General features: G+C 72.5%; 18 protein-coding genes. 7 read left to right on the top strand and 11 right to left on the bottom strand.

The window, feature by feature from the left end:
* The first annotated feature begins 120 nt into the window (after positions 1-120).
* On the top strand, positions 121-2,640 hold the full coding sequence (locus tag NS331_RS01650; protein WP_058640284.1) for an ABC transporter permease: 2,520 nt from the start codon (positions 121-123) through the stop codon (positions 2,638-2,640).
* 75 nt (positions 2,641-2,715) lie between these two features.
* Positions 2,716-3,120 carry a group II truncated hemoglobin gene (locus NS331_RS01645; RefSeq protein WP_058640283.1) on the top strand — a complete coding sequence of 135 codons (405 nt, stop codon included), beginning with the start codon at positions 2,716-2,718 and terminating at the stop codon, positions 3,118-3,120.
* A 15-nt stretch (positions 3,121-3,135) separates the two neighbouring features.
* On the opposite strand, the gene NS331_RS01640 is transcribed toward NS331_RS01645, so the two are convergent.
* A complete protein-coding gene (locus NS331_RS01640; RefSeq protein ID WP_058640282.1) occupies positions 3,136-3,804 on the bottom strand; it encodes a Smr/MutS family protein in 669 nt (222 codons plus the stop codon).
* Between the two features lie 90 nt (positions 3,805-3,894).
* On the opposite strand from NS331_RS01640, the gene NS331_RS01635 reads away from it, so the two are divergent.
* The gene (locus NS331_RS01635) at positions 3,895-4,875 is read left to right on the top strand and encodes a helix-turn-helix domain-containing protein (RefSeq protein ID WP_058640281.1); all 981 of its coding nucleotides are present in this window, start codon (positions 3,895-3,897) and stop codon (positions 4,873-4,875) included.
* A gap of 37 nt (positions 4,876-4,912) precedes the next feature.
* Here NS331_RS01635 and NS331_RS01630 read toward each other — a convergent pair whose 3' ends face one another.
* The 10 genes from NS331_RS01630 to radC form a co-directional block, all read right to left on the bottom strand.
* Positions 4,913-5,932, bottom strand: coding sequence for a zinc-dependent alcohol dehydrogenase (locus NS331_RS01630; protein ID WP_058640280.1), 1,020 nt, complete (start codon positions 5,930-5,932; stop codon positions 4,913-4,915).
* Between the two features lie 2 nt (positions 5,933-5,934).
* Complete coding sequence (locus NS331_RS01625) at positions 5,935-6,759, bottom strand: SDR family NAD(P)-dependent oxidoreductase (protein WP_058640279.1); 825 nt, start codon at positions 6,757-6,759, stop codon at positions 5,935-5,937.
* A 4-nt stretch (positions 6,760-6,763) separates the two neighbouring features.
* Entirely contained in the window at positions 6,764-7,291 is a 528-nt protein-coding gene (locus NS331_RS01620) for a 2,4'-dihydroxyacetophenone dioxygenase family protein (protein WP_058640278.1), read from the bottom strand.
* A gap of 60 nt (positions 7,292-7,351) precedes the next feature.
* Positions 7,352-8,425, bottom strand: a complete 1,074-nt coding sequence (locus NS331_RS01615; protein WP_206597306.1) for a branched-chain amino acid ABC transporter permease — start codon at positions 8,423-8,425, stop codon at positions 7,352-7,354.
* A 51-nt stretch (positions 8,426-8,476) separates the two neighbouring features.
* Positions 8,477-9,337 carry a branched-chain amino acid ABC transporter permease gene (locus tag NS331_RS01610; RefSeq protein WP_058640276.1) on the bottom strand — a complete coding sequence of 287 codons (861 nt, stop codon included), beginning with the start codon at positions 9,335-9,337 and terminating at the stop codon, positions 8,477-8,479.
* On the bottom strand, positions 9,324-10,067 hold the full coding sequence (locus NS331_RS01605; RefSeq protein WP_058640275.1) for an ABC transporter ATP-binding protein: 744 nt from the start codon (positions 10,065-10,067) through the stop codon (positions 9,324-9,326). Before NS331_RS01605 ends, NS331_RS01610 begins: the two co-directional genes overlap by 14 nt.
* Positions 10,064-10,798 (bottom strand): ABC transporter ATP-binding protein, encoded by a 735-nt coding sequence (locus NS331_RS01600; protein WP_058640274.1) that lies wholly within the window; start codon positions 10,796-10,798, stop codon positions 10,064-10,066. The genes NS331_RS01605 and NS331_RS01600 overlap by 4 nt, the downstream gene beginning before the upstream one ends.
* 4 nt (positions 10,799-10,802) lie before the next feature.
* A complete protein-coding gene (locus NS331_RS01595) occupies positions 10,803-12,080 on the bottom strand; it encodes an ABC transporter substrate-binding protein (RefSeq protein WP_058640273.1) in 1,278 nt (425 codons plus the stop codon).
* A 59-nt stretch (positions 12,081-12,139) separates the two neighbouring features.
* Complete coding sequence (locus NS331_RS01590) at positions 12,140-12,928, bottom strand: SDR family NAD(P)-dependent oxidoreductase (protein ID WP_082702186.1); 789 nt, start codon at positions 12,926-12,928, stop codon at positions 12,140-12,142.
* A gap of 217 nt (positions 12,929-13,145) precedes the next feature.
* Positions 13,146-13,823: a RadC family protein gene (gene radC / locus NS331_RS01585; RefSeq protein ID WP_058640272.1), complete on the bottom strand. Its 678-nt coding sequence runs from the start codon at positions 13,821-13,823 to the stop codon at positions 13,146-13,148.
* A 99-nt stretch (positions 13,824-13,922) separates the two neighbouring features.
* On the opposite strand from radC, the gene NS331_RS01580 reads away from it, so the two are divergent.
* From NS331_RS01580 to NS331_RS01565, 4 genes are all read left to right on the top strand, one after another.
* Positions 13,923-14,381: an FKBP-type peptidyl-prolyl cis-trans isomerase gene (locus NS331_RS01580; RefSeq protein ID WP_058640271.1), complete on the top strand. Its 459-nt coding sequence runs from the start codon at positions 13,923-13,925 to the stop codon at positions 14,379-14,381.
* On the top strand, positions 14,381-15,355 hold the full coding sequence (ispH, locus tag NS331_RS01575) for a 4-hydroxy-3-methylbut-2-enyl diphosphate reductase (RefSeq protein WP_058640270.1): 975 nt from the start codon (positions 14,381-14,383) through the stop codon (positions 15,353-15,355). Before NS331_RS01580 ends, ispH begins: the two co-directional genes overlap by 1 nt.
* Positions 15,356-15,455: 100 nt before the next feature.
* Positions 15,456-16,439 (top strand): threonine/serine dehydratase, encoded by a 984-nt coding sequence (locus NS331_RS01570; protein WP_058640269.1) that lies wholly within the window; start codon positions 15,456-15,458, stop codon positions 16,437-16,439.
* A 13-nt stretch (positions 16,440-16,452) separates the two neighbouring features.
* Positions 16,453-17,703 carry a DUF2254 domain-containing protein gene (locus tag NS331_RS01565; RefSeq protein ID WP_058640268.1) on the top strand — a complete coding sequence of 417 codons (1,251 nt, stop codon included), beginning with the start codon at positions 16,453-16,455 and terminating at the stop codon, positions 17,701-17,703.
* Positions 17,704-17,705 lie beyond the last annotated feature (2 nt).

Genomic DNA, 17,705 nt, shown 5'->3' with positions numbered 1-17,705 from the left:
CCATTGGCGGGGCGGCAGCGGGTAATCCCTTTGATCCGGCCCGCATGCCCGTCCAATGCCCTTGCGGATGGCCCTGCATTGCCGGTCGGGGCGGTCCCTGGGCTATCGTGCGCCCCTGCTATGAACGACGCTTTCTCCCTTGGCTGGCGCACGCTGCGCCGCGACTTGCGTGCCGGCGAATTGCGCCTGCTGATCGTGGCCGTCTTGCTCGCCGTGGCGGCGCTCACGGCGGTGGGCTTCTTCGCCGACCGCCTCAAGGGCGGCCTGGCGCGCGATGCCCGGCAACTGCTGGGCGGCGACGCGGTGCTGGTCACCGACAACCCGCCGCCGCAGGCGCAGGTGGATGCCGCGCATGGTCAGGGCCTGCAGTCGGCCATGACCTACGACTTCCCCACCATGGCTCGCGCGCCCGACGACCGCGGCGGCGCCAGCCGGCTGGTCGCGCTCAAGGCGGTGGCCGCGGGCTATCCGTTGCGCGGCAGCCTGCGCGTGGCCGATGCCGCCGGCGCGCCGGATGCCGCCACCCGCGACGTGCCGGCCCCCGGCGACGTATGGGTCGATGCCAGCCTGCTCGAAGCCCTGGACCTGAAGGTGGGCGACAGCCTGCTGCTGGGCGATGCCGCCCTGACGATCCGCCGCGTGCTGGTGATCGAGCCCGACCGTGGCGCCGGCTTCCTCAACTTCGCGCCCCGGGTCATGATGAACCAGGCCGACGTGGCCCGCACCGCCCTCGTGCAGCCGGCCAGCCGCGTGCGCTACCGGCTGGCGGTGGCGGGCGAGGCGCCCTCAGTCAAGCGCTTCTCGGACCAGGTGCAGCAGCGCCTGGACGCCGGTGAGCTGCGCGGCGCACGGCTGGAGTCGCTGGACAGCGGCCGGCCCGAGATGCGCCAGACGCTGGACCGGGCCGAGAAATTCCTGAATCTGGTGGCCCTGCTGGCCGCGCTGCTGTCGGCCGTGGCCGTGGCGCTGGCGGCGCGCGGCTTCGCGGCCCGGCACCTGGATGGCGCCGCCATGCTGCGGGTGCTGGGCCAGCGCCAGCGCACCATCGCCGGTGCCTATGCGGTCGAATTCGGCGTCATCGGCCTGGGCGCCAGCCTGGCGGGCGTGGCCATCGGCTATGCGGTGCACCATGTGTTCGTGCGCCTGCTGGCCGGCCTGGTCGACGGCGACCTGCCCGCGGCCACGGTCTGGCCGGCGCTGTTCGGCGTGGGCATGGGGCTCACGCTGCTCTTCGCCTTCGGCCTGCCGCCGGTGCTGCAACTGGCGCAGGTGCCGCCGCTGCGCGTCATCCGCCGCGAACTGGGCGGGCTGCGGCCGGCGTCGGCGGCGGTGCTCGGCCTGGGCGTGGCCGGCTTCGCGGCCCTGCTGCTGGCCGCCAGCAGCGACCTCACGCTGGGCCTGATCGCCGTCGGCGGCTTCGCCGGCGCCGTGGCGGTGTTCGCCGTGCTGGCCTGGCTGGCGGTGCTGCTGCTGCGCCGCGTGGTGCGCGAGGGCAGCGCGCCGCGCTGGCTGGTGCTGGCCACGCGGCAGGTGTCGGCGCGGCCGGTGTATGCGGTGCTGCAGGTCAGCAGCCTGGCCGTGGGCCTGCTGGCGCTGATGCTGCTGGTGCTGCTGCGCACCGACCTGGTCGACAGCTGGCGCCAGGCCACGCCGCCCGATGCGCCCAACCGCTTCGTCATCAACGTGATGCCCGACCAGGCGCAGTCCTTCCAGGACGCGCTGCGCCAGGGCGGCGTGGCGCAGTACGACTGGTATCCCATGTTCCGTGGCCGGCTGGTGGCCATCAATGGCAAGCCGGTCAACCCCGACGACTACACCGAGGACCGCGCCAAGCGCCTGGTGGACCGCGAGTTCAACCTCAGCAATGCGGCCGAGCGGCCGGCCCACAACGGCATCGTGCAGGGTGCGTGGACCACCGGCAAAGCCGATGCGGTGAGCGTGGAGGAGGGCCTCATGGAGACCCTGGGCCTGAAGCTCGGCGACCGGCTGCGCTTCGACATCGGCGGCGTGGCGAGCGAAGGCCGCATCACCTCCACCCGCAAGGTGGACTGGGGCTCGCTGCATGCGAACTTCTTCGTCATGTACCCGCTGGCCGCCATGCCGGCCGAGGTGCCCGTGACCTACCTGGCGGCCTTCCGCGCGCCGGACCGGCCGGGCTTCGACAACACGCTGGTGCGCCAGTTTCCCAACATCACCAACGTCGACATGAGCAGCACCATCGCCCAGGTGCAGCGCGTGCTGGACCAGGTGATCCGCGCCGTGGAGTTCCTGTTCGGCTTCACCCTCGCTGCCGGCCTGGTGGTGCTGTTCGCGGCCGTCAGTGCGACGCGCGAGGAGCGCGCGCGCGAGTTCGCCGTCATGCGCGCGCTGGGCGCCCGCGCGGCGCTGCTGCGCCAGGTGCAGCGCGCGGAGCTGGCCGGCACGGGACTGCTGGCCGGCCTGCTGGCGAGCATCGTGGCCTCGGCCATCGGCTGGGCGCTGGCGCGCTGGGTGTTCGACTTCCGCTGGACCGCCTCGCCCCTGGTGCCGCTGGGCGGCGCCATCGTCGGTGCACTGCTGGCCCTGGGTGCGGGCTGGTGGAGCCTGCGCGAGGTGCTGCGCCGGCCGGTGGCGGCCACGCTGCGGCAGGCGGCGGAGTAGCCGCCGCCCACGAGCCTGTCCGGTCGAAGCGGCCCGCGCACTGCGGGGCCGCTGCCCGCGCGGGACAATCGCCCCATGCAGATTCAGGACAAGCCGCCCCACGACACGCCCTTCGAATGGATCGGCGGCGAAGACAAGATCCGCGCCATGGTCGAGCGCTTCTACGACCTGATGGAACTGGAGCCGAAGTACGCCGAGCTGCGCGCCGCCCACGGCCCCAGCCTGGACAACGCGCGCCAGCGGCTCGCGTGGTTCCTCACCGGCTGGATGGGTGGGCCGCAGCACTACACCGAGCGTTTCGGCCATCCGCGGCTGCGGGCGCGGCACCTGCCCTTTCCCATCGGCATCAAGGAACGCGACCAGTGGCTGGCCTGCATGGACCAGGCCATGGCCGAGACCGGCGTGCCCGAGGCGCTGCGCACGCGGCTGCGCGACTCCTTCTTCCAGACCGCGGACTGGATGCGCAACAAGGGCGCCTGAGCGCGCCCCCCTGGTTCAGCGCCCGACGGGCGCCAGCAGCACCACCAGCGCGCCGGCGCCGCCCTCGGCCGGCTTGGCCTGCACGAAGGCCAGCACTTCCTTCTTCTGGATCAGCCAGCGCTGCGCCTTGGTCTTGAGCACCGGTTGCTTGCCCGGCGAGCCCAGGCCCTTGCCGTGCACCACGCGCACGCAGCGCACGCCGTGGCGGTGGGCCTCGCGGATGAAGCCGCCGAGCGCCTCGCGCGCCTCGTCGCTGCGCAGGCCGTGCAGGTCCAGCTGGCGCTGGATCGACCAGTCGCCGGCGCGCAGCCGGCGCGTCACGTCCAGGCCCACGCCGGGGCGGCGGAAGCTCATCTGGTCGTCGGCGTCCAGCAGCGTGGTGACGTCGAACTCGTCGCTGATCGCCTCGCGCAGCGCCCTGGCCTCGTCCAGGTGGAACTGGGTGGCCACCGGCGCCGGCTTCTCCTTGGACAGCATCACCACGGGCTTGTGCCTGAGCGGCTTGGTGGCGCCGGTGTCGGCGCCGATGGCGCGGGCGAAGAAGTTCTGGCGCGCCAGGCGCTGCTCTTCCTGCTGCTTCAGGCGCAGGGCCTCGGCCGCCTCGCGCGCGCGGTCCTCGGCCAGCTGGCGCTGCACCTGCTTGAGGTCGGCCAGGCTCTTGAGGGCCGGGGTCTTCGTGGGCATCGGGGCAGTGTCGCATGGGCCCCGGCCGGGTCGCCGGTCTCGGGGGAAGTCCCGACCGCGCGCCAGGGGTGATCTGCTTCAATCGCCCGGATGCATGCCTTTCCCGAACACCGGTGCTTCATCGACACCGTGCCCGTGCCGCCCGAGGAGCGCGTGCGTTACTGGGAAGAGCGCTGCCGCGAGCAGCTGGTCAGCTTCCGCTGCTCGCCGCATGCCGATGAAGGCCTGCTGGCCCAGCAGATCTGCGTGGAGGCCGGTTCGCTGCGCATCGGCCGCACCCGCGCCAATGCGCATGTGATCGAGCGCACGCCGGAGTCGATCCGGGCCTTTCCGCGCGAATCCATCTTCATGAACCTGGTGCTGGCCGGCGGCGTGTTCGCCTACCAGCGCGGCCATGCGGCCAAGCTGGCCGCCGGCGGGCTGATGGTCTACGACGCCCGCTATCCCTACCTGCTGGGCGGCGCGCCTGGCTTCGACATCCTGCATCTCGACATTCCGGCCGAGCTGTTCCGTGCCCGCTTCGGCCGCGAGGACATGAGCCATCCGCTGCAGCTGGACGAGGCCGATGGCGCGAGCCGGCTCTACCGTCAGGCGCTGCAGCGGCTGCTGCTGGATGCGATGGGCGACGCGCCCGCGCGCGGCACCGGCGCCCCCGCCCCCGCCTTCGATGAGGCGGTGTGCGAGCTGCTGGGCGCCGTGATGGGCCAGGCCGCGGGGCCGCTGCCGCTGTCGGCCATGAGCGCGGGCCACCTGCTGGCGGCGCGCGAGTACATCGAGGCGCACCTGGACGAGGAGGGCCTGACGGCCCACGACGTGGCGGCGCACGTGGGCATCTCCGAGCGCCACCTGCGCCGGCTGTTCGCGGCGCAGGACACCTCGGTGGCTGACCACATCCTGCAGCGCCGCCTGGAGCGCGCCCACCGCCTGCTGCAGGATCGGCAGGCGCGGCGGCTCACCATCGCCGAGACGGCGTATCGCTGCGGCTTCAGCAACCACGCGCATTTCTCGCGCGTGTTCAAGCAGCGCTACGGCATGACGCCGAGCGAACTGGCGGGCCGGCCGGCGCACTGAACGTTCCGCCGACCTCCTGCGACTGGGCCGGCGAGCCTCAGCCGAAGGGATCGACCAGCACCTTGCACTGCCCGCTGCGCACGCGCAGGGCCTCGAAGGCCTCGGGCATCGCATCCAGGCCGACGGTGCCGGACACCAGGGCCAGCGGCGCAGCCTGGCCGGCGTTCAGCGCATCGAGCGTGCGCTCGAACTCGGGCATGCCGAAGAAGACCGACATCGCGATCTGCACCTCCTTCGAGATGGCGCGGAAGGCATCGAAATGGTCTGGCGCCGTGCACAGGCCCAGCACGGCCACGGTGCCGCGTGGGCGCACCAGGCCGATGCAGTGGTCGATCAGCCCGGGTCGGCCCACGCATTCGAAGACGGTGTCCGGCGGCCCGCCCAGCGCTTCATCGAGGCGCGCGGATTGCTCGGCGGCGTCCATGCCGGCCGTGGCCAGGAAGGCGGTGGCGCCCAGGTCCAGCGCGCGCTCGCGCTGGTGGTCCAGCAGGTCGAGCACGGCGACGCCGGTGGCGCCCAGCCGGCGGGCCCAGTAGGCCACGGCCAGGCCGATGGCGCCGGCGCCCACCACCGCCACGCGCTGCCCCGGCTGCAGGCCGGCGCGCTGCACGCCATGCAGCGCGACCGCCAGGGGCTCGGCCAGCGCGGCGTCGGCCAGCGAGACGTCCGCCGGCAGCTTGCGGCACTGCTGCGGCAGCAGCGCGGCGTACTGCGCATAGCCGCCCATGGTCAGGCGGAACTGGCTGCACCAGGCCGGCTCGCCGCGCCGGCAGGCGTCGCACTGGCCGCAGCCGGCCAGCGGCGCGACGCTCACCAGGTCGCCGGGGCGCAGGCCCTGCACCTCGGGGCCGACCTCCAGCACCTCGCCCGAGATCTCGTGGCCCAGCACGTCGCCAGCGCGGGCTCCGAACACCGGGTCCTGCGTGATGTGCAGGTCGCTGCCGCAGATGCCGCAGCGGCAGACCTTGAGCAGCAGCTGGTTGCGCTCGGGCACCGGGTCGTCCACCTCGGTGACGCGCAGCGGGCGGTTCAGCGCCTCGAAGATCGCGGCCTTCATGGTCAGTCCGTGCGTCCGAGCATCTGGCCGCCGTCGATGACGATCTGCGCGCCGGTGACGAAGGACGAGGCGTCCGACGCCAGGTACAGCGCCAGCGGCTTGATCTCCTCGGTGTCGGCCACGCGGTGCATGGGCACGCGCACTTCGAAGGCGGCGCGGTCGGCGGGGTTGCGCAGCCGGCCGCCCGCGATGTTGGTGGCGAAGGGCCCGGGCGCGATGGCGTTCACACGGATGCCGTAGCGCGCCAGCTCCATCGCCGCCTGCCGCACCAGCGAAGCCGCGCCGGCCTTGGCCGGCATGTAGGGCGTGCCGACGATGGCCTCGTTGATGATGGCCACGTTGGAGGTGGTCACGACGATGCTGCCCTTGCCGCGCGGCTTCATCAGCCGGGCGGCGGCGCGCAGGCTGGTGAATACCGAGCCCAGGTTGGTGGAAATGACGGCGTCCCAGTGGCGCTCGTCCAGGCCTTCGAGGGCGCCTTCGGGGTTGCGCTCGTGCTCGGGCGTGAGGAAGCCGGGGCCGGCGTCGATGCCGGCGTTGGCGAACAGCACGTCCAGCCCGCCGTGGGCTTCAGCGCTGCGCTCGAAGGCGGCGTACATCGCCGGTCGGTCGGTCACGTCCACCACCTCGGCGCGCACGTCGGCGCCGTCGGCATGCAGGCGCGCCACGGCGGCGTCGAGCCGCTCGCGGTTCAGGTCGAACAGGCTGACGCGCGCGCCCTGCTCGGCCATGGCCTCGGCATAGGCCAGGCCGATGCCACTGGCGGCGCCCGTGACGACGCAGGCACGCCCGCGCACGTCGAACATCTCTTGCAGGCTGCGGGCCATGGCGTCAGACGAAGAGGCTCTGGTTGATCGGCAGGCCGTTGGCGCGGCAGTGCGACACGTAGTGGTTGATGAACCAGAACACGTCGAAGGTGTCGGTCAGCTGGCCGGCATCGTCGAAGAACTCGATGGCGCCGTTGATCCAGAACATGGCTTTCATGCCCTTGGGATCGTCGGAGTACAGCGTGTGGGCGGTGCCGGGGGTCTCGTAGACGAAGCTGCCGGGCGTGGCCACCCAGTCGTACTCGTAGTAGCCCCAGCTGCCTTCCAGCGTGATGGCCGAGACGGCGCCGCGATGGCGGTGCGTGCCGATGCGCCCGCCGCCCTTGACCCACAGGATGTTGGCCACGGCGCCGCTGCGCACGTCGAAGGACAGGTGGCGGATGGCGGCGCTGTCGCCGAAGGGCACCCAGGGCGAGTCCTGCTCGCCGGGGCCGACGAAGCCGCCCTCCAGGCCGAATTCGTCGACGATGGCCTGGTGCGGCTCGGGCGGCAGGGCGATGAGGCCGGGGCGGGGCGTGATGACGGTGCTCATGGATGTGTCTCCGTGTCGTGGATGCGGGAAGAAGGAAAGGGAAGTAGGGGTGGTGCCGGCTCAGCCCGGCCCCGCCAGCCGGCGGCGCAGGGCGAACCAGGGCGCGTCCACGCGCCGGCTCCACAGGCCCCACAGCCCCTGGCGGGCATACAGGGCCACCAGCAGGGTCAGCAGGCCCAGCACCACCATGTAGGGCGTGCCGTACTGGCCGAACAGCCGGTCGGCCGCGAAGTACAGCAGCGCGCCGACCAGCGGTCCTTCGATGGTGCCGATGCCGCCCACCATGACGATGAAGATGCAGATCGACGACCAGTTGGGATCGAAGCCGGCGGCGGGCGAGATGCGCAGGGCGCTCAGGTAGTACACCGCGCCCGCCAGGCCGGTGCCGGCCGCCGCCGCCACGTAGACCAGGAAGCGCAGGCGCCCCACGTTCACGCCCTGGCTGGCCGCCGCGACCGGGTTGTCGCGCATGGCCGTGAGCGCCAGGCCGAAGCGCGAGCGCATCAGCAGCACGCTGCCGCCAACGGTCAGCAGCAGCAGCGTGGCGGCCAGCCAGGCGGCGCCCAGCTCGCGCGCTTCGGGGCTGTAGGCGGCCATGGCGCGCAGCGTCATGCCCGAGCCGGAGCCCACGTAGTCCTGCGTGGAGACGAAGAGGCGACAGGCCTCCGCCACCACCCAGGTGCCGATGGCGAAGTAGGGCCCGTCCAGCCGGTGCAGCAGGCCGTAGGCCGGCACGGCCAGCAGCATCGGCGCGACCACGCACAGGCCGGCGGCCAGGAAGGGGTCGACGCCGAACTTGTTGGCCAGCACGAACATGGCGTAGCCGGCCACGCCGACGAAGGCCTGCTGGCCCACGGACACCAGGCCGGCATAGCCCGCCAGCAGGTTCCACATCTGGGCCAGGGCGATGTAGCAGGCCAGCTCGACCACCGAGCGGATCAGCCCGCCGTCGGCCCACCAGGGCATGGCGTAGATGGCCACCACGGCCGCCAGCGCCAGCGGCGTGGCGACGCGGCTGGAGCGGCTGTGGCGCTGCACGGTGACGGCAGGCGGCGCGGCGGGCGGCAGGGCCGCGGCGGCGGTGGAGGAGGTCGGCAGGGTGGCGCTCATGGCGGCGGCATCGGAAGAGGTCATGGCGGGGCGGGGAGGTGCGGCGGATGCGACAGCAGATGCGGCGTGCGAACCTCAGGCCCGCCGCGCGGTCAGCCCCTGGGGACGGAGAGCCAGCATGGCCAGGAACACCAGGTGCCCGGCCAGCACGCCCCAGCCGGCATCGATGCGGAAGCCGATGGCCTGGGCCACGCCCAGCACCATGGCGCCGGCGAAGGCGCCCCAGATGGAGCCCATGCCGCCGATGATCACGGCCTCGAAGGCATAAATCAGCTGGGCCGGCCCGTCGGTGGGCGACACCGTGGCGCGCAGCGACTGGCACACCGCCGCCACGCCCAGCATGCCTACCGCCAGGGCGGTCGCCAGCGCATAGACGCGGCGCGGGTTGACGCCGGTGATCGAGGCCGCTTCGGGGTCGGCCGAGGCGGCGCGCAGCGCGCGGCCGAAGGCGGTGCGGCGCAGCGTCAGGTCCAGGCCCGCGCTCATGGCCAGCGCCGCCAGGAAGATCAGCACCGGCAGCAGGCCCACGTACAGCGGGCCGATGGCCAGGCTCTCGGCCTCCAGCCCGCCGCCGGACAGGCTGCGGTTGTCGGCGGACCACACGGCCAGCATCAGGTTCTGCAGCGCGATCGACAGGCCGTAGGTGGCGATCAGCGAGGGCAGCGGGTCGTTGCCCAGCACCTTGTTGAGCACCAGCCGCTGCAGCAGCCAGCCCAGCGCCAGCGCGATGGGGACCAGCAGCGCCAGCACCATCGACGGACCCAGGGCAAGCGCGCCCGCGGCGCTGATGCCCAGCAGCGCCAGCAGCACCACCAGGTCGCCGTGGGCGGTGTTGACGATGCGCATGACGCCGAACATCAGCGCCATGCCCAGGGCGTACTGGGCGTACATGCCGCCCAGCAGCAGGCCCTGCACCAGTGCGTCAAGCCATGGCATGGTGGCTTCCTCCGAAATAGGCCTGCGCGATGGCCTCGCGCGTGACGGCGGCCGACGCGCCCTGCAGCGTGATGCGGCCTTCGAGCATGCAGTACAGGCGCTGCGAGCTGTGCTGGGCCAGGCCCACGTCCTGCTCGACCAGCACGATGGCGGTGCCGGCAGCGGTGATCTGCGGCAGCGCGGCATGGATCTCGCGCACCACCTTCGGCGCCAGGCCCAGCGACAACTCGTCGCACAGCAGCACGCGCGGCTGCAGCAGCAGGGCGCGGCCGATGGCCACCATCTGCTGCTGCCCGCCCGACAGCGACTCGACCGGCGTGCGGCGCTTGTCGCGCAGGATGGGGAACAGGGCGTAGAGCCGTTCCAGCGTCCAGGCATCGGCCGCGGCACGCAGGGCGAGAGTCTTGGCCTGGTCGATGGCGACGCGCAGGTTGTCCTCCACCGACATGCCGGTGAACAGGCGCCGGCCTTCCGGCACCATGGCCAGGCCGCGGCGCACGATCTCGTGCGCCGGCAGGCCGCCGATGGCCTCGCCGCCCAGCTGCACCATGGGCCGGGCCACGGGCAGCAGGCCGGTCAGGCTGCGCAGCAGGGTGGACTTGCCCGCGCCATTGGCACCGATCAGGGCCACCACCTCGCCGGCGGCGACGTGGAAGTCGATGCCGAAGAGGGCCTGGAAGTCGCCGTAGCGCGCCTGCAGGCCATGGGTCGACAGCAGGGGTGCGCTCATGCCTGCACCTCCAGCCCCATGTAGACGCGCTGCACCTCGGCGCTGGCCATCACCTCGGCCGGTGCGCCCTCGGCGATCTTCTGGCCGAAGTTCAGCACCATCAGCCGGTCGGCCACGGCCATCAGCGCATGCAGCACGTGCTCGATCCAGACCACGGTGACGCCGCCGTCGCGGATCTGCCGCACCAGGGCCACCAGCTGCTTCGACTCCTCGTCCGTCAGGCCACCGGCGATCTCGTCCAGCAGCAGCAGGCGCGGGCCGCTGGCCAGGGCGCGGGCCAGCTCCAGCCGTTTGCGGTCCAGCAGCGGCAGGCCGCCGGCCAGTTGGTTGGCGCGGGCGGCCAGGCCGCATTCGTCCAGGATGCGGGCGCAGCGCGCCTGCGCCGCGGCCTCGGGCTGGCGGCCGCCGAACAGCGCAGCCACCAGCAGGTTCTCGAACACCGTCATGCCGCCGTAGGGCCGCGGCACCTGGTAGGTGCGGCCGATGCCCAGGCGGCAGCGCTGGAAGGGCGGCTCCTGGCCCAGCGGCCGGCCGTCGAACGTCATCTGCCCGGCATCGGGCGCGACGTCGCCGCTGACGAGGTTGAACAGCGTGGTCTTGCCCGCGCCGTTGGGGCCGAGCACGCCCAGCACCTCGCCGGCGCGCACGTCGAAGTCCAGCCCCTGCACGACGCGCACCGCGCCGAAGGACTTGGCCAGGCCCCGGGCCTGGAAGAGCACCGCCTCGGCCATCGCGTCAGGCCTGGATGGGCTGCAGCTTGCCCTCGACGGGCACCAGCTTGCCGCTGACGTTGTCCACGATCTTCAGGTCGTAGCGGTACTTCTGGCCGCGCACCCACTGGCCGCCCACGATGGGCGTCTTGCAGATGTTGGGCGTGGGCCCGCCCTTGAACCTGATCGGGCCGGCCATGGTGGTCAGGTCGGTCTCGATGATGGCCTGGCGGATGGCCTCGCGGCTGGTCGGGTCCTTGGCGCGCTTGAGGGCGTCCAGCGCCACTTCCCACAGCGCATGGGCGTAGCCCAGCGGCTGGGTCCACTGCTTCTTCATCTCGGCTTCCCAATCGGCGGCCAGCTTCTGGCCGGTCTCGCCGGTCAGCGAGGACTTGAAGGGGAAGGCCGGCGTCCACCACACCTCGGTGCTCATGCCGTTGCCCAGGTCGCCCATCGATTCGACGCCCGAGGGGAACAGCAGCGCCGCGGCCACCGTGACCACCTTGGGCTTGAACTGCTGCTGGCGCGCCTGCGTGATGAAGGTCTTGAGGTCCACCGGGTAGGTGATGCCGCCGACGATCTCCACACCGTTCTTCTTGAACTCGGCGATCTGCGCGCTGAAGTCGTTGGTCAGCGGCTGGAAGGAACTGGGAATGACGGTCTGGAAGCCGGCCTTGGTCACCGCCGGAGGCAGGCCCCATTCCTTGTTGCCCCAGGCCTCGCCGTCGGCATTGCGCGGGAACAGCATGCCCACCTTGCGGTTGGTGGGCACCTGGGCCCACATGCTGGTGAAGGTGGCCAGCACGTCCTCCAGGCCCCAGAAGAAGTGGTAGGTCCACTTGAAGGGCTTGTCGGCCGAGCCGCCGCGCGGGAAAACGAAGCTCTGCCACGGCGCCTGGCTCGACAGGCAGGGCACGCCGTTGAGCTCGCACTGGTCGGCCACCGGGTTGATGGCGTCGGTGGTGGAGGCGGGCAGCATGAGCGCTACCTTCTCGTTGAGGATCAGGTTGCCCGCCAGCTCGGCCGCCTTGTTGGGGTTGGACTGGCTGTCGCGCACCAGGATCTCCACCGGATGGCGCGTGCCGTTGATGGTGAGCCCGTCCTTGAGCAGCGTCTGGATGCGCGCCACGGTGTACTTGTCGGTCTCGCCGAAGGGCGCCAGCGGGCCGGTGAGCGGGCTGATGTAGCCGATGCGGATCGGCTTGCCTTGCGCGCGGGCGAGCGCGGGCAGGCCCAGCACGGGGCTGGCGGCGAGGCCCTGGACGAGGCGTCGGCGGCGAAGGGAAGCGGGCGTGGTGTGCATGGGGCGTGTCTCCGGTGGTTTTGGGGTACGTGACGTGCGACAGGAAGGGAACGATGGGCTCAGCCGGCCAGGTAGCCACCGTCCACGGGGACGATGGCGCCGGTCATGTAGCGGGCGGCGGGCGTGCACAGGAAGACGGCGACGGCGGCGACCTCGTCGGCCTCGCCCCAACGGCCCAGCGGGGTGCGCCGGGCGATGGCCTGGCGTGCGGCGCCTTCGCCGCGGACGGCGTCGGCCTGCGGCGTGCGGATCCAGCCCGGCGCGACGGCGTTGACCCGCACGCCGACGCGGGCGTAGTTCTGCGCCAGCGAGCGGGTGAGCTGGATCAGCGCGCCCTGGCTGGCGGCGAAGGCGGGCCGGTCGGCGCTTCCGGCCAGGCCCAGCACGGAGGCTACGTTGACGATGGCGCCACGGCGTTGCGCCAGCGCGGGCAGCGCGCGGGTGCAGGCATGCATGGCGCCGTCCAGGTTGTGCGCCATCACCTGCGCGAAGGCGGCGCGCTCGTATTCATCGCGCTCCAGGCTCATGCCGGCGGCGTTGACCAGCATGTCCAGCCCGGGCAGGGCGTCGAGCCGGGCGGCGACGGTGTCGTCGTCGCTCGGGTCGAGTTCATGGGTCTCGATGCCTGCGTGGCCGGGCACCGCGCCGCCGCCGCGGCGGTCGCCGAAGGCCGTGACCCGGGCGCCCAGCCGGGCCAGCAGCAGCGCGGTCGCGCCGCCGATGCCGGTGCCGGCCCCGGTCACCACCGCCGTGCGGCCGGCCAGCAGGCCGGGCGCGAAGCTGTCTCCGGGCACCTCGGTGGAGGGTGCGACCGGCTGGTCGTCGAAGTGGAAAGGGCTGCGGCTCATGGGGCGTCTGGGTGCCGGGGCAGTCTAGGAACGGCCCGCGCCGACGCCTTGCCTGGAACGGCCACGTCCTTTGCCGAATCAGGACCTCGGGGGCAGGGCAAACCCGCAGCCGGGAGGCCACGGCCGCCTGGCCGTCAGCCTGCGCTCAGAAGTCGGCCGCGCTCGCCGGCGCCTGATGGCCCGCCGCCAGGTCCGCGTCTTCCAGGCTGCCCGTGGTCTACAGCTCGCCGTGGGCCGCCATCGAATGGAAGCGCCCCGGCCCCACGATCACATGGTCCACCACCCGCATGTCGAGCAGCGCGAGCGCGGCCTTGAGCGATTCGGTCAGCAGCAGGTCCGCCCGCGAGGGCTGCACGTCGCCACTGGGATGGTTGTGCGCCAGGATCACCGCCGCCGCCCCATGGTGCAGGGCGCGCTGCACCACCTCGCGCGGGTAGACGCTGGTCTGCGACAGCGTGCCGCGGAACAGCTCTTCCATGGCCAGCAGGTGCAGCCGCGTGTCGAGGAACATTACGGCGAAGACCTCGTGCGCCTTGTGGGCCAGGTGCAGCTGCAGGTACTGGGCGACGGCCTCGGGCGCCTCGAAGGCGGGCCGCTCGGCCAGCCGCTGGCCCATGGCGCGCCGGGCCAGCTCCATCACCGCCAGCAGTTCGGCCCGCTTGGCGGTGCCGCCCAGGCCGCGCACGCGGCGCAGGGCTTCGGCGTCGGCGGCCAGCAGCCCGGCGATGCCGCCGACGGCGTCGAGCACGTCCTGCGCCAGCTGCAGCACGTGGCGGCCGGCGATGCCGGTGCGCAGCAGCAGGGCGAGCAGTTCGGTGTCGCTCAGCGCGGCGGCACCGCGCGCGAGCAGCTTCTCCCGCGGCCGCGAATCGGCCGGCAGGTCGTGGAATGCCATGCGTGTCCTCCCTGGGCGGTGGTGCGGCCTGCGGCCCTACGCCGCGGCGGCCCGACACCCCTCCTCTAAAATCGCGGGCCAGTTTATCGGGGGCTTTCCTTGTCTTCTCCCACCCAGGTTCCCGTGGTGCAGCCCGGTTCCTTCCTCACGCTGCACTACCGCCTGGCCGGCCCGGCCGGCGACATCATCAACACCTTCACCGACAAGCCCGCCACGCTGTCGCTGGGCGCGGGCGAGCTGTCGCCCGCCGTCGAGCAGCGCCTGCTGGGCCTGGCCGAAGGCACGCACACCACCTTCGACCTGCCGGCCGGCGAGGCCTTTGGCGAGCGCAACCCGGAGATGCAGCAATGGGTGGCGCGCACGCTGCTCGCGCAGCTGGGCGACCCGGACGAGCAGTACGCCGTCGGCGACGTGGTGCAGTTCCCCACGCCCGACGGCACCGGCAGCTATGCCGGCGCGGTCATCGCGCTGTCGGACAGCGCGGTGCAGTTCGACTTCAACCATCCGCTGGCGGGCCAGCCGGTGACCTTCGAGGTGCGCCTGATCGGCGTCCTGTGATGACGGCGGGCACTGCCTTGAACGAGATCATCCTGGCCGAGCCGCGCGGCTTCTGCGCCGGCGTGGACCGGGCCATCGAGATCGTGGAGCGCGCCATCGCCAAGTTCGGCGCGCCCATCTACGTGCGCCACGAGATCGTGCACAACACCTACGTGGTGAACGAGCTCAAGGCCAAGGGTGCGATCTTCATCGAGGAGCTCGACGAGGTGCCGCCCGGCGCGACGCTGGTCTTCAGTGCGCACGGCGTGAGCAAGGCGGTGGAGAACGAGGCCCGCGCACGTGGCTTCTCGATCTTCGACGCCACCTGCCCGCTGGTGACCAAGGTGCACGTCGAGGTCGCCAAGCTGGCCAGGGAAGGCTACGAGTTCATCATGATCGGCCACAAGGGGCATCCCGAGGTCGAGGGCACGATGGGCCAGCTCTCCAGCGGCATCCACCTGGTGGAAGACGTGGCCGACGTGGCCCGCGTGCAGCCGGCGCAGACCGACAAGCTCGCCGTCGTCACCCAGACCACGCTGAGCGTGGACGATGCCGCCGAGATCGCCGCCGCCGTCCGCGCGCGCTTTCCCAAGGTGCGCGAGCCCAAGCAGCAGGACATCTGCTACGCCACGCAGAACCGGCAGGATGCCGTGAAGCTGCTGTCGCCGCAGGTCGACGTGGTGATCGTGGTGGGCAGCCCCACCAGCTCCAACAGCAACCGGCTGCGCGAGCTGGCCGAGCGGCTGGGCACCACGGCCTACATGGTCGATTCCGCCGCCGAGCTGCAGCCCGCCTGGTTCGAGGGCCGCGCGCGCGTGGGCCTGACGGCTGGCGCGTCGGCCCCCGAGGTGCTGGTGGCCGAGGTCATCGAGCGCATCAAGGCGCTGGGTGCCGTGTCGGTGCGCAGTCTGCCGGGCGTGGAGGAGCACCTCAAGTTCCCGCTGCCCAAGGGCCTCAAGCTGGACGACCAGCCGCCGCCGCAGCACATTTCCTGATCCTTCCCGGACGGCCCCCGGCCAGCGCCAGGCGCGCTGCGCGAGGCCTCCGGTCAGCCGGCCGCACGATGCGGCCGGCGCCACTTCTGGACCTTCCTTCATGACCACCTCGACCGCTTCTTCGCACGATTCCCAGGGCTGGCGCGCCGACATCGAAGCCGCCGCCCGCCGCCTGCAGCAGGACGGCCGCGGCTTCGTGCGCGAGACGCCGCTGTGGCGCCTGCCCGCCTCGGCCCTGGGCCTGGAGGCGCCCGGCGCCGAGGTCTGGCTCAAGCTGGAGCACCTGCAGTCCGGCGGCAGCTTCAAGGCCCGCGGCATGATGAACCGCCTGCTGGCCAACCCCATCCCCGCGGCCGGCGTGGTCGTCGCCTCCGGCGGCAATGCCGGCATCGCCACGGCCGGCGCGGCGCGGGCCCTGGGCGTGCCCTGCGAGGTCTTCCTGCCCGGCGTCTCGCCCGAGGCCAAGCGCCAGAAGCTGCGCGACCTGGGCGCCACGGTCAACGTGGTGGGCGAGCTGTACGTCGATGCGCTCGAAGCCTGCCTGGCCCGCCAGCAAGCCACCGGCGCGCTGCTCACCCATGCCTACGACCAGCCCGAGGTGGTGGCCGGTGCCGGCACGCTGGGCCGCGAGATCGAGGCCCAGGCCGGCGGCGTGCCCGACGCCGTGCTGGTCAGCGTGGGCGGCGGCGGCCTCGTCGGCGGCCTGGCCGGCTGGTTCGAGGACCGCACGCGCGTGATCGCGCTGGAGCCCGAGGGCTCGCCCACGCTCTACCGCGCCCGCGAAGCGGGTGAGCCGGTCGACGTGGCCGTGGGCGGCCTGGCCGCCGATTCGCTGGGCGCACGCCGCATCGGCGACATTGCCTGGCAGATCGCGCAACAGCACGTGCCCGAAGCGCTGCTGCTGACCGAGACCGCCATCCGCGACGCCCAGCAGTGGCTGTGGACGGAGATGAAGCTGGCCGTCGAGGCCGCTGCCGCGCTGCCGCTGGCCGCGCTGCACAGCGGCGCGGTGCACCTGCAGCCGGGCCAGCGCGTGTGCCTCATCGTCTGCGGCGCCAACGTCGATCCGGCGACGGTCGCCTGAGCGGGGCGCGGCCATGAGCATGCCCGCCTGGCGACTGCTGCTGCGCCGCACGGCGCGGCGCATCTGGTTCCGCTCGGTCGTCTTCAGCCTGCTGGCGGTGCTGCTGGCGGTGGCGGCGCGCTACCTGGCGCCCTGGCTGCCGGAGCATTTCGAGGGCAACATCGGCCAGGACTCGGTGGGCGGCATCCTGCAGATCCTGGCCTCGTCGATGCTGGCGGTGACCACCTTCTCGCTCACCGCCATGGTGTCGGCGTATTCGTCGGCCACCACGCTGGCCACGCCGCGCGCGACGCAGCTGCTGATCCAGGACCCGACTTCGCAGAACGCGCTGTCGACCTTCCTGGGCGCGTTCCTGTTCTCCATCGTCGGCATCATCGCCCTGTCGACCGGCTTCTACGGCGACCGCGGGCGGGTGATCCTGTTCGTCGGCACGCTGGCGGTGGTGGCGCTGATCGTGTTCACGCTGCTGCGCTGGATCGCGCACCTCACGGCCTTCGGCCGCATGTCCGACGTGATCGACCGCGTGGAGCGCGCGGCCGTCGAATCCGTCCGCGAATGGCGCGAAGCGCCGTACCTGGGCGGCCAGCCGGCCGTGGCCGTGCCCGAGGGCGCCTGGCCGGTGTGCGGCGAGCGCACGGGCTACGTCACGCACGTCGACATGGGCGCGCTGCAGCGCATCGCCGCGCAACACGGCCTGCGCCTGCACGTGGCCGTGCTGCCCGGCACGCTGGTGCATCCGCAGCGGCCCCTGCTTCGGGCCGAGGGCCAGGCGGACGACGAGGCACGCGACGTGCTCGCCGCCGCCTTCACCGTCGAGCGCCACCGCAGCTTCGACCACGACCCGCGCCTGGGCCTCGTCACCTTGGCCGAGATCGGCAGCCGCGCCCTGTCGGCGGCGGTCAACGATGCGGGCACCGCCATCGAGGTGATCGATGCGCAGCACCGCGTCTTCCGCGCCGTGCTCGCGCGGCCGGACGCCGCGTCGGACGCCGCCGCCTGCGACCGCGTCTTCGTGCCGCTGCCCGCCATCGCCGACCTGCTGGAGGACGCCTTCCGCCCGCTGGCGCGCGACGGCACCGGCGCCATCGAGGTGTCGATCCGCCTGCAGAAGACCCTGGCCGCCCTGGCCCAGGCCGCCCCGGACCAGGCCGGAGCCATCGATGCCATGGCCCGCCAGGCCTTCGACCGGGCCAGCGCCGCCTTCGCCAGCGACGCCGACCGCCAGGCGCTCGCGCAGGCGACGCAAGGCCGTTTCCTACAATGAGC

This window comes from Pseudacidovorax intermedius (assembly GCF_001476815.1).
In the GTDB taxonomy this organism is placed as follows: domain Bacteria; phylum Pseudomonadota; class Gammaproteobacteria; order Burkholderiales; family Burkholderiaceae_C; genus Xenophilus; species Xenophilus intermedius_A.
This window is presented reverse-complemented; position numbering and strand designations above follow the sequence as displayed.

What these genes read in the sequence shown, in the direction of transcription:
- NS331_RS01600 (WP_058640274.1), bottom strand. Translation starts at nt 10,798, where the DNA reads ATGGCCGAGGCGGTGCTCTTCCAGGCCCGGGGCCTGGCCAAGTCCTTC.
- NS331_RS01590 (WP_082702186.1), bottom strand. Translation starts at nt 12,928, where the DNA reads ATGAGCCGCAGCCCTTTCCACTTCGACGACCAGCCGGTCGCACCCTCC.
- NS331_RS01610 (WP_058640276.1), bottom strand. Translation starts at nt 9,337, where the DNA reads ATGCCATGGCTTGACGCACTGGTGCAGGGCCTGCTGCTGGGCGGCATG.
- NS331_RS01650 (WP_058640284.1), top strand. Translation starts at nt 121, where the DNA reads ATGAACGACGCTTTCTCCCTTGGCTGGCGCACGCTGCGCCGCGACTTG.
- NS331_RS01645 (WP_058640283.1), top strand. Translation starts at nt 2,716, where the DNA reads ATGCAGATTCAGGACAAGCCGCCCCACGACACGCCCTTCGAATGGATC.
- ispH (WP_058640270.1), top strand. Translation starts at nt 14,381, where the DNA reads ATGACGGCGGGCACTGCCTTGAACGAGATCATCCTGGCCGAGCCGCGC.
- NS331_RS01615 (WP_206597306.1), bottom strand. Translation starts at nt 8,425, where the DNA reads ATGACCTCTTCCGATGCCGCCGCCATGAGCGCCACCCTGCCGACCTCC.
- NS331_RS01605 (WP_058640275.1), bottom strand. Translation starts at nt 10,067, where the DNA reads ATGAGCGCACCCCTGCTGTCGACCCATGGCCTGCAGGCGCGCTACGGC.
- radC (WP_058640272.1), bottom strand. Translation starts at nt 13,823, where the DNA reads ATGGCATTCCACGACCTGCCGGCCGATTCGCGGCCGCGGGAGAAGCTG.
- NS331_RS01565 (WP_058640268.1), top strand. Translation starts at nt 16,453, where the DNA reads ATGAGCATGCCCGCCTGGCGACTGCTGCTGCGCCGCACGGCGCGGCGC.
- NS331_RS01570 (WP_058640269.1), top strand. Translation starts at nt 15,456, where the DNA reads ATGACCACCTCGACCGCTTCTTCGCACGATTCCCAGGGCTGGCGCGCC.
- NS331_RS01595 (WP_058640273.1), bottom strand. Translation starts at nt 12,080, where the DNA reads ATGCACACCACGCCCGCTTCCCTTCGCCGCCGACGCCTCGTCCAGGGC.
- NS331_RS01620 (WP_058640278.1), bottom strand. Translation starts at nt 7,291, where the DNA reads ATGAGCACCGTCATCACGCCCCGCCCCGGCCTCATCGCCCTGCCGCCC.
- NS331_RS01630 (WP_058640280.1), bottom strand. Translation starts at nt 5,932, where the DNA reads ATGAAGGCCGCGATCTTCGAGGCGCTGAACCGCCCGCTGCGCGTCACC.
- NS331_RS01625 (WP_058640279.1), bottom strand. Translation starts at nt 6,759, where the DNA reads ATGGCCCGCAGCCTGCAAGAGATGTTCGACGTGCGCGGGCGTGCCTGC.
- NS331_RS01635 (WP_058640281.1), top strand. Translation starts at nt 3,895, where the DNA reads ATGCATGCCTTTCCCGAACACCGGTGCTTCATCGACACCGTGCCCGTG.
- NS331_RS01640 (WP_058640282.1), bottom strand. Translation starts at nt 3,804, where the DNA reads ATGCCCACGAAGACCCCGGCCCTCAAGAGCCTGGCCGACCTCAAGCAG.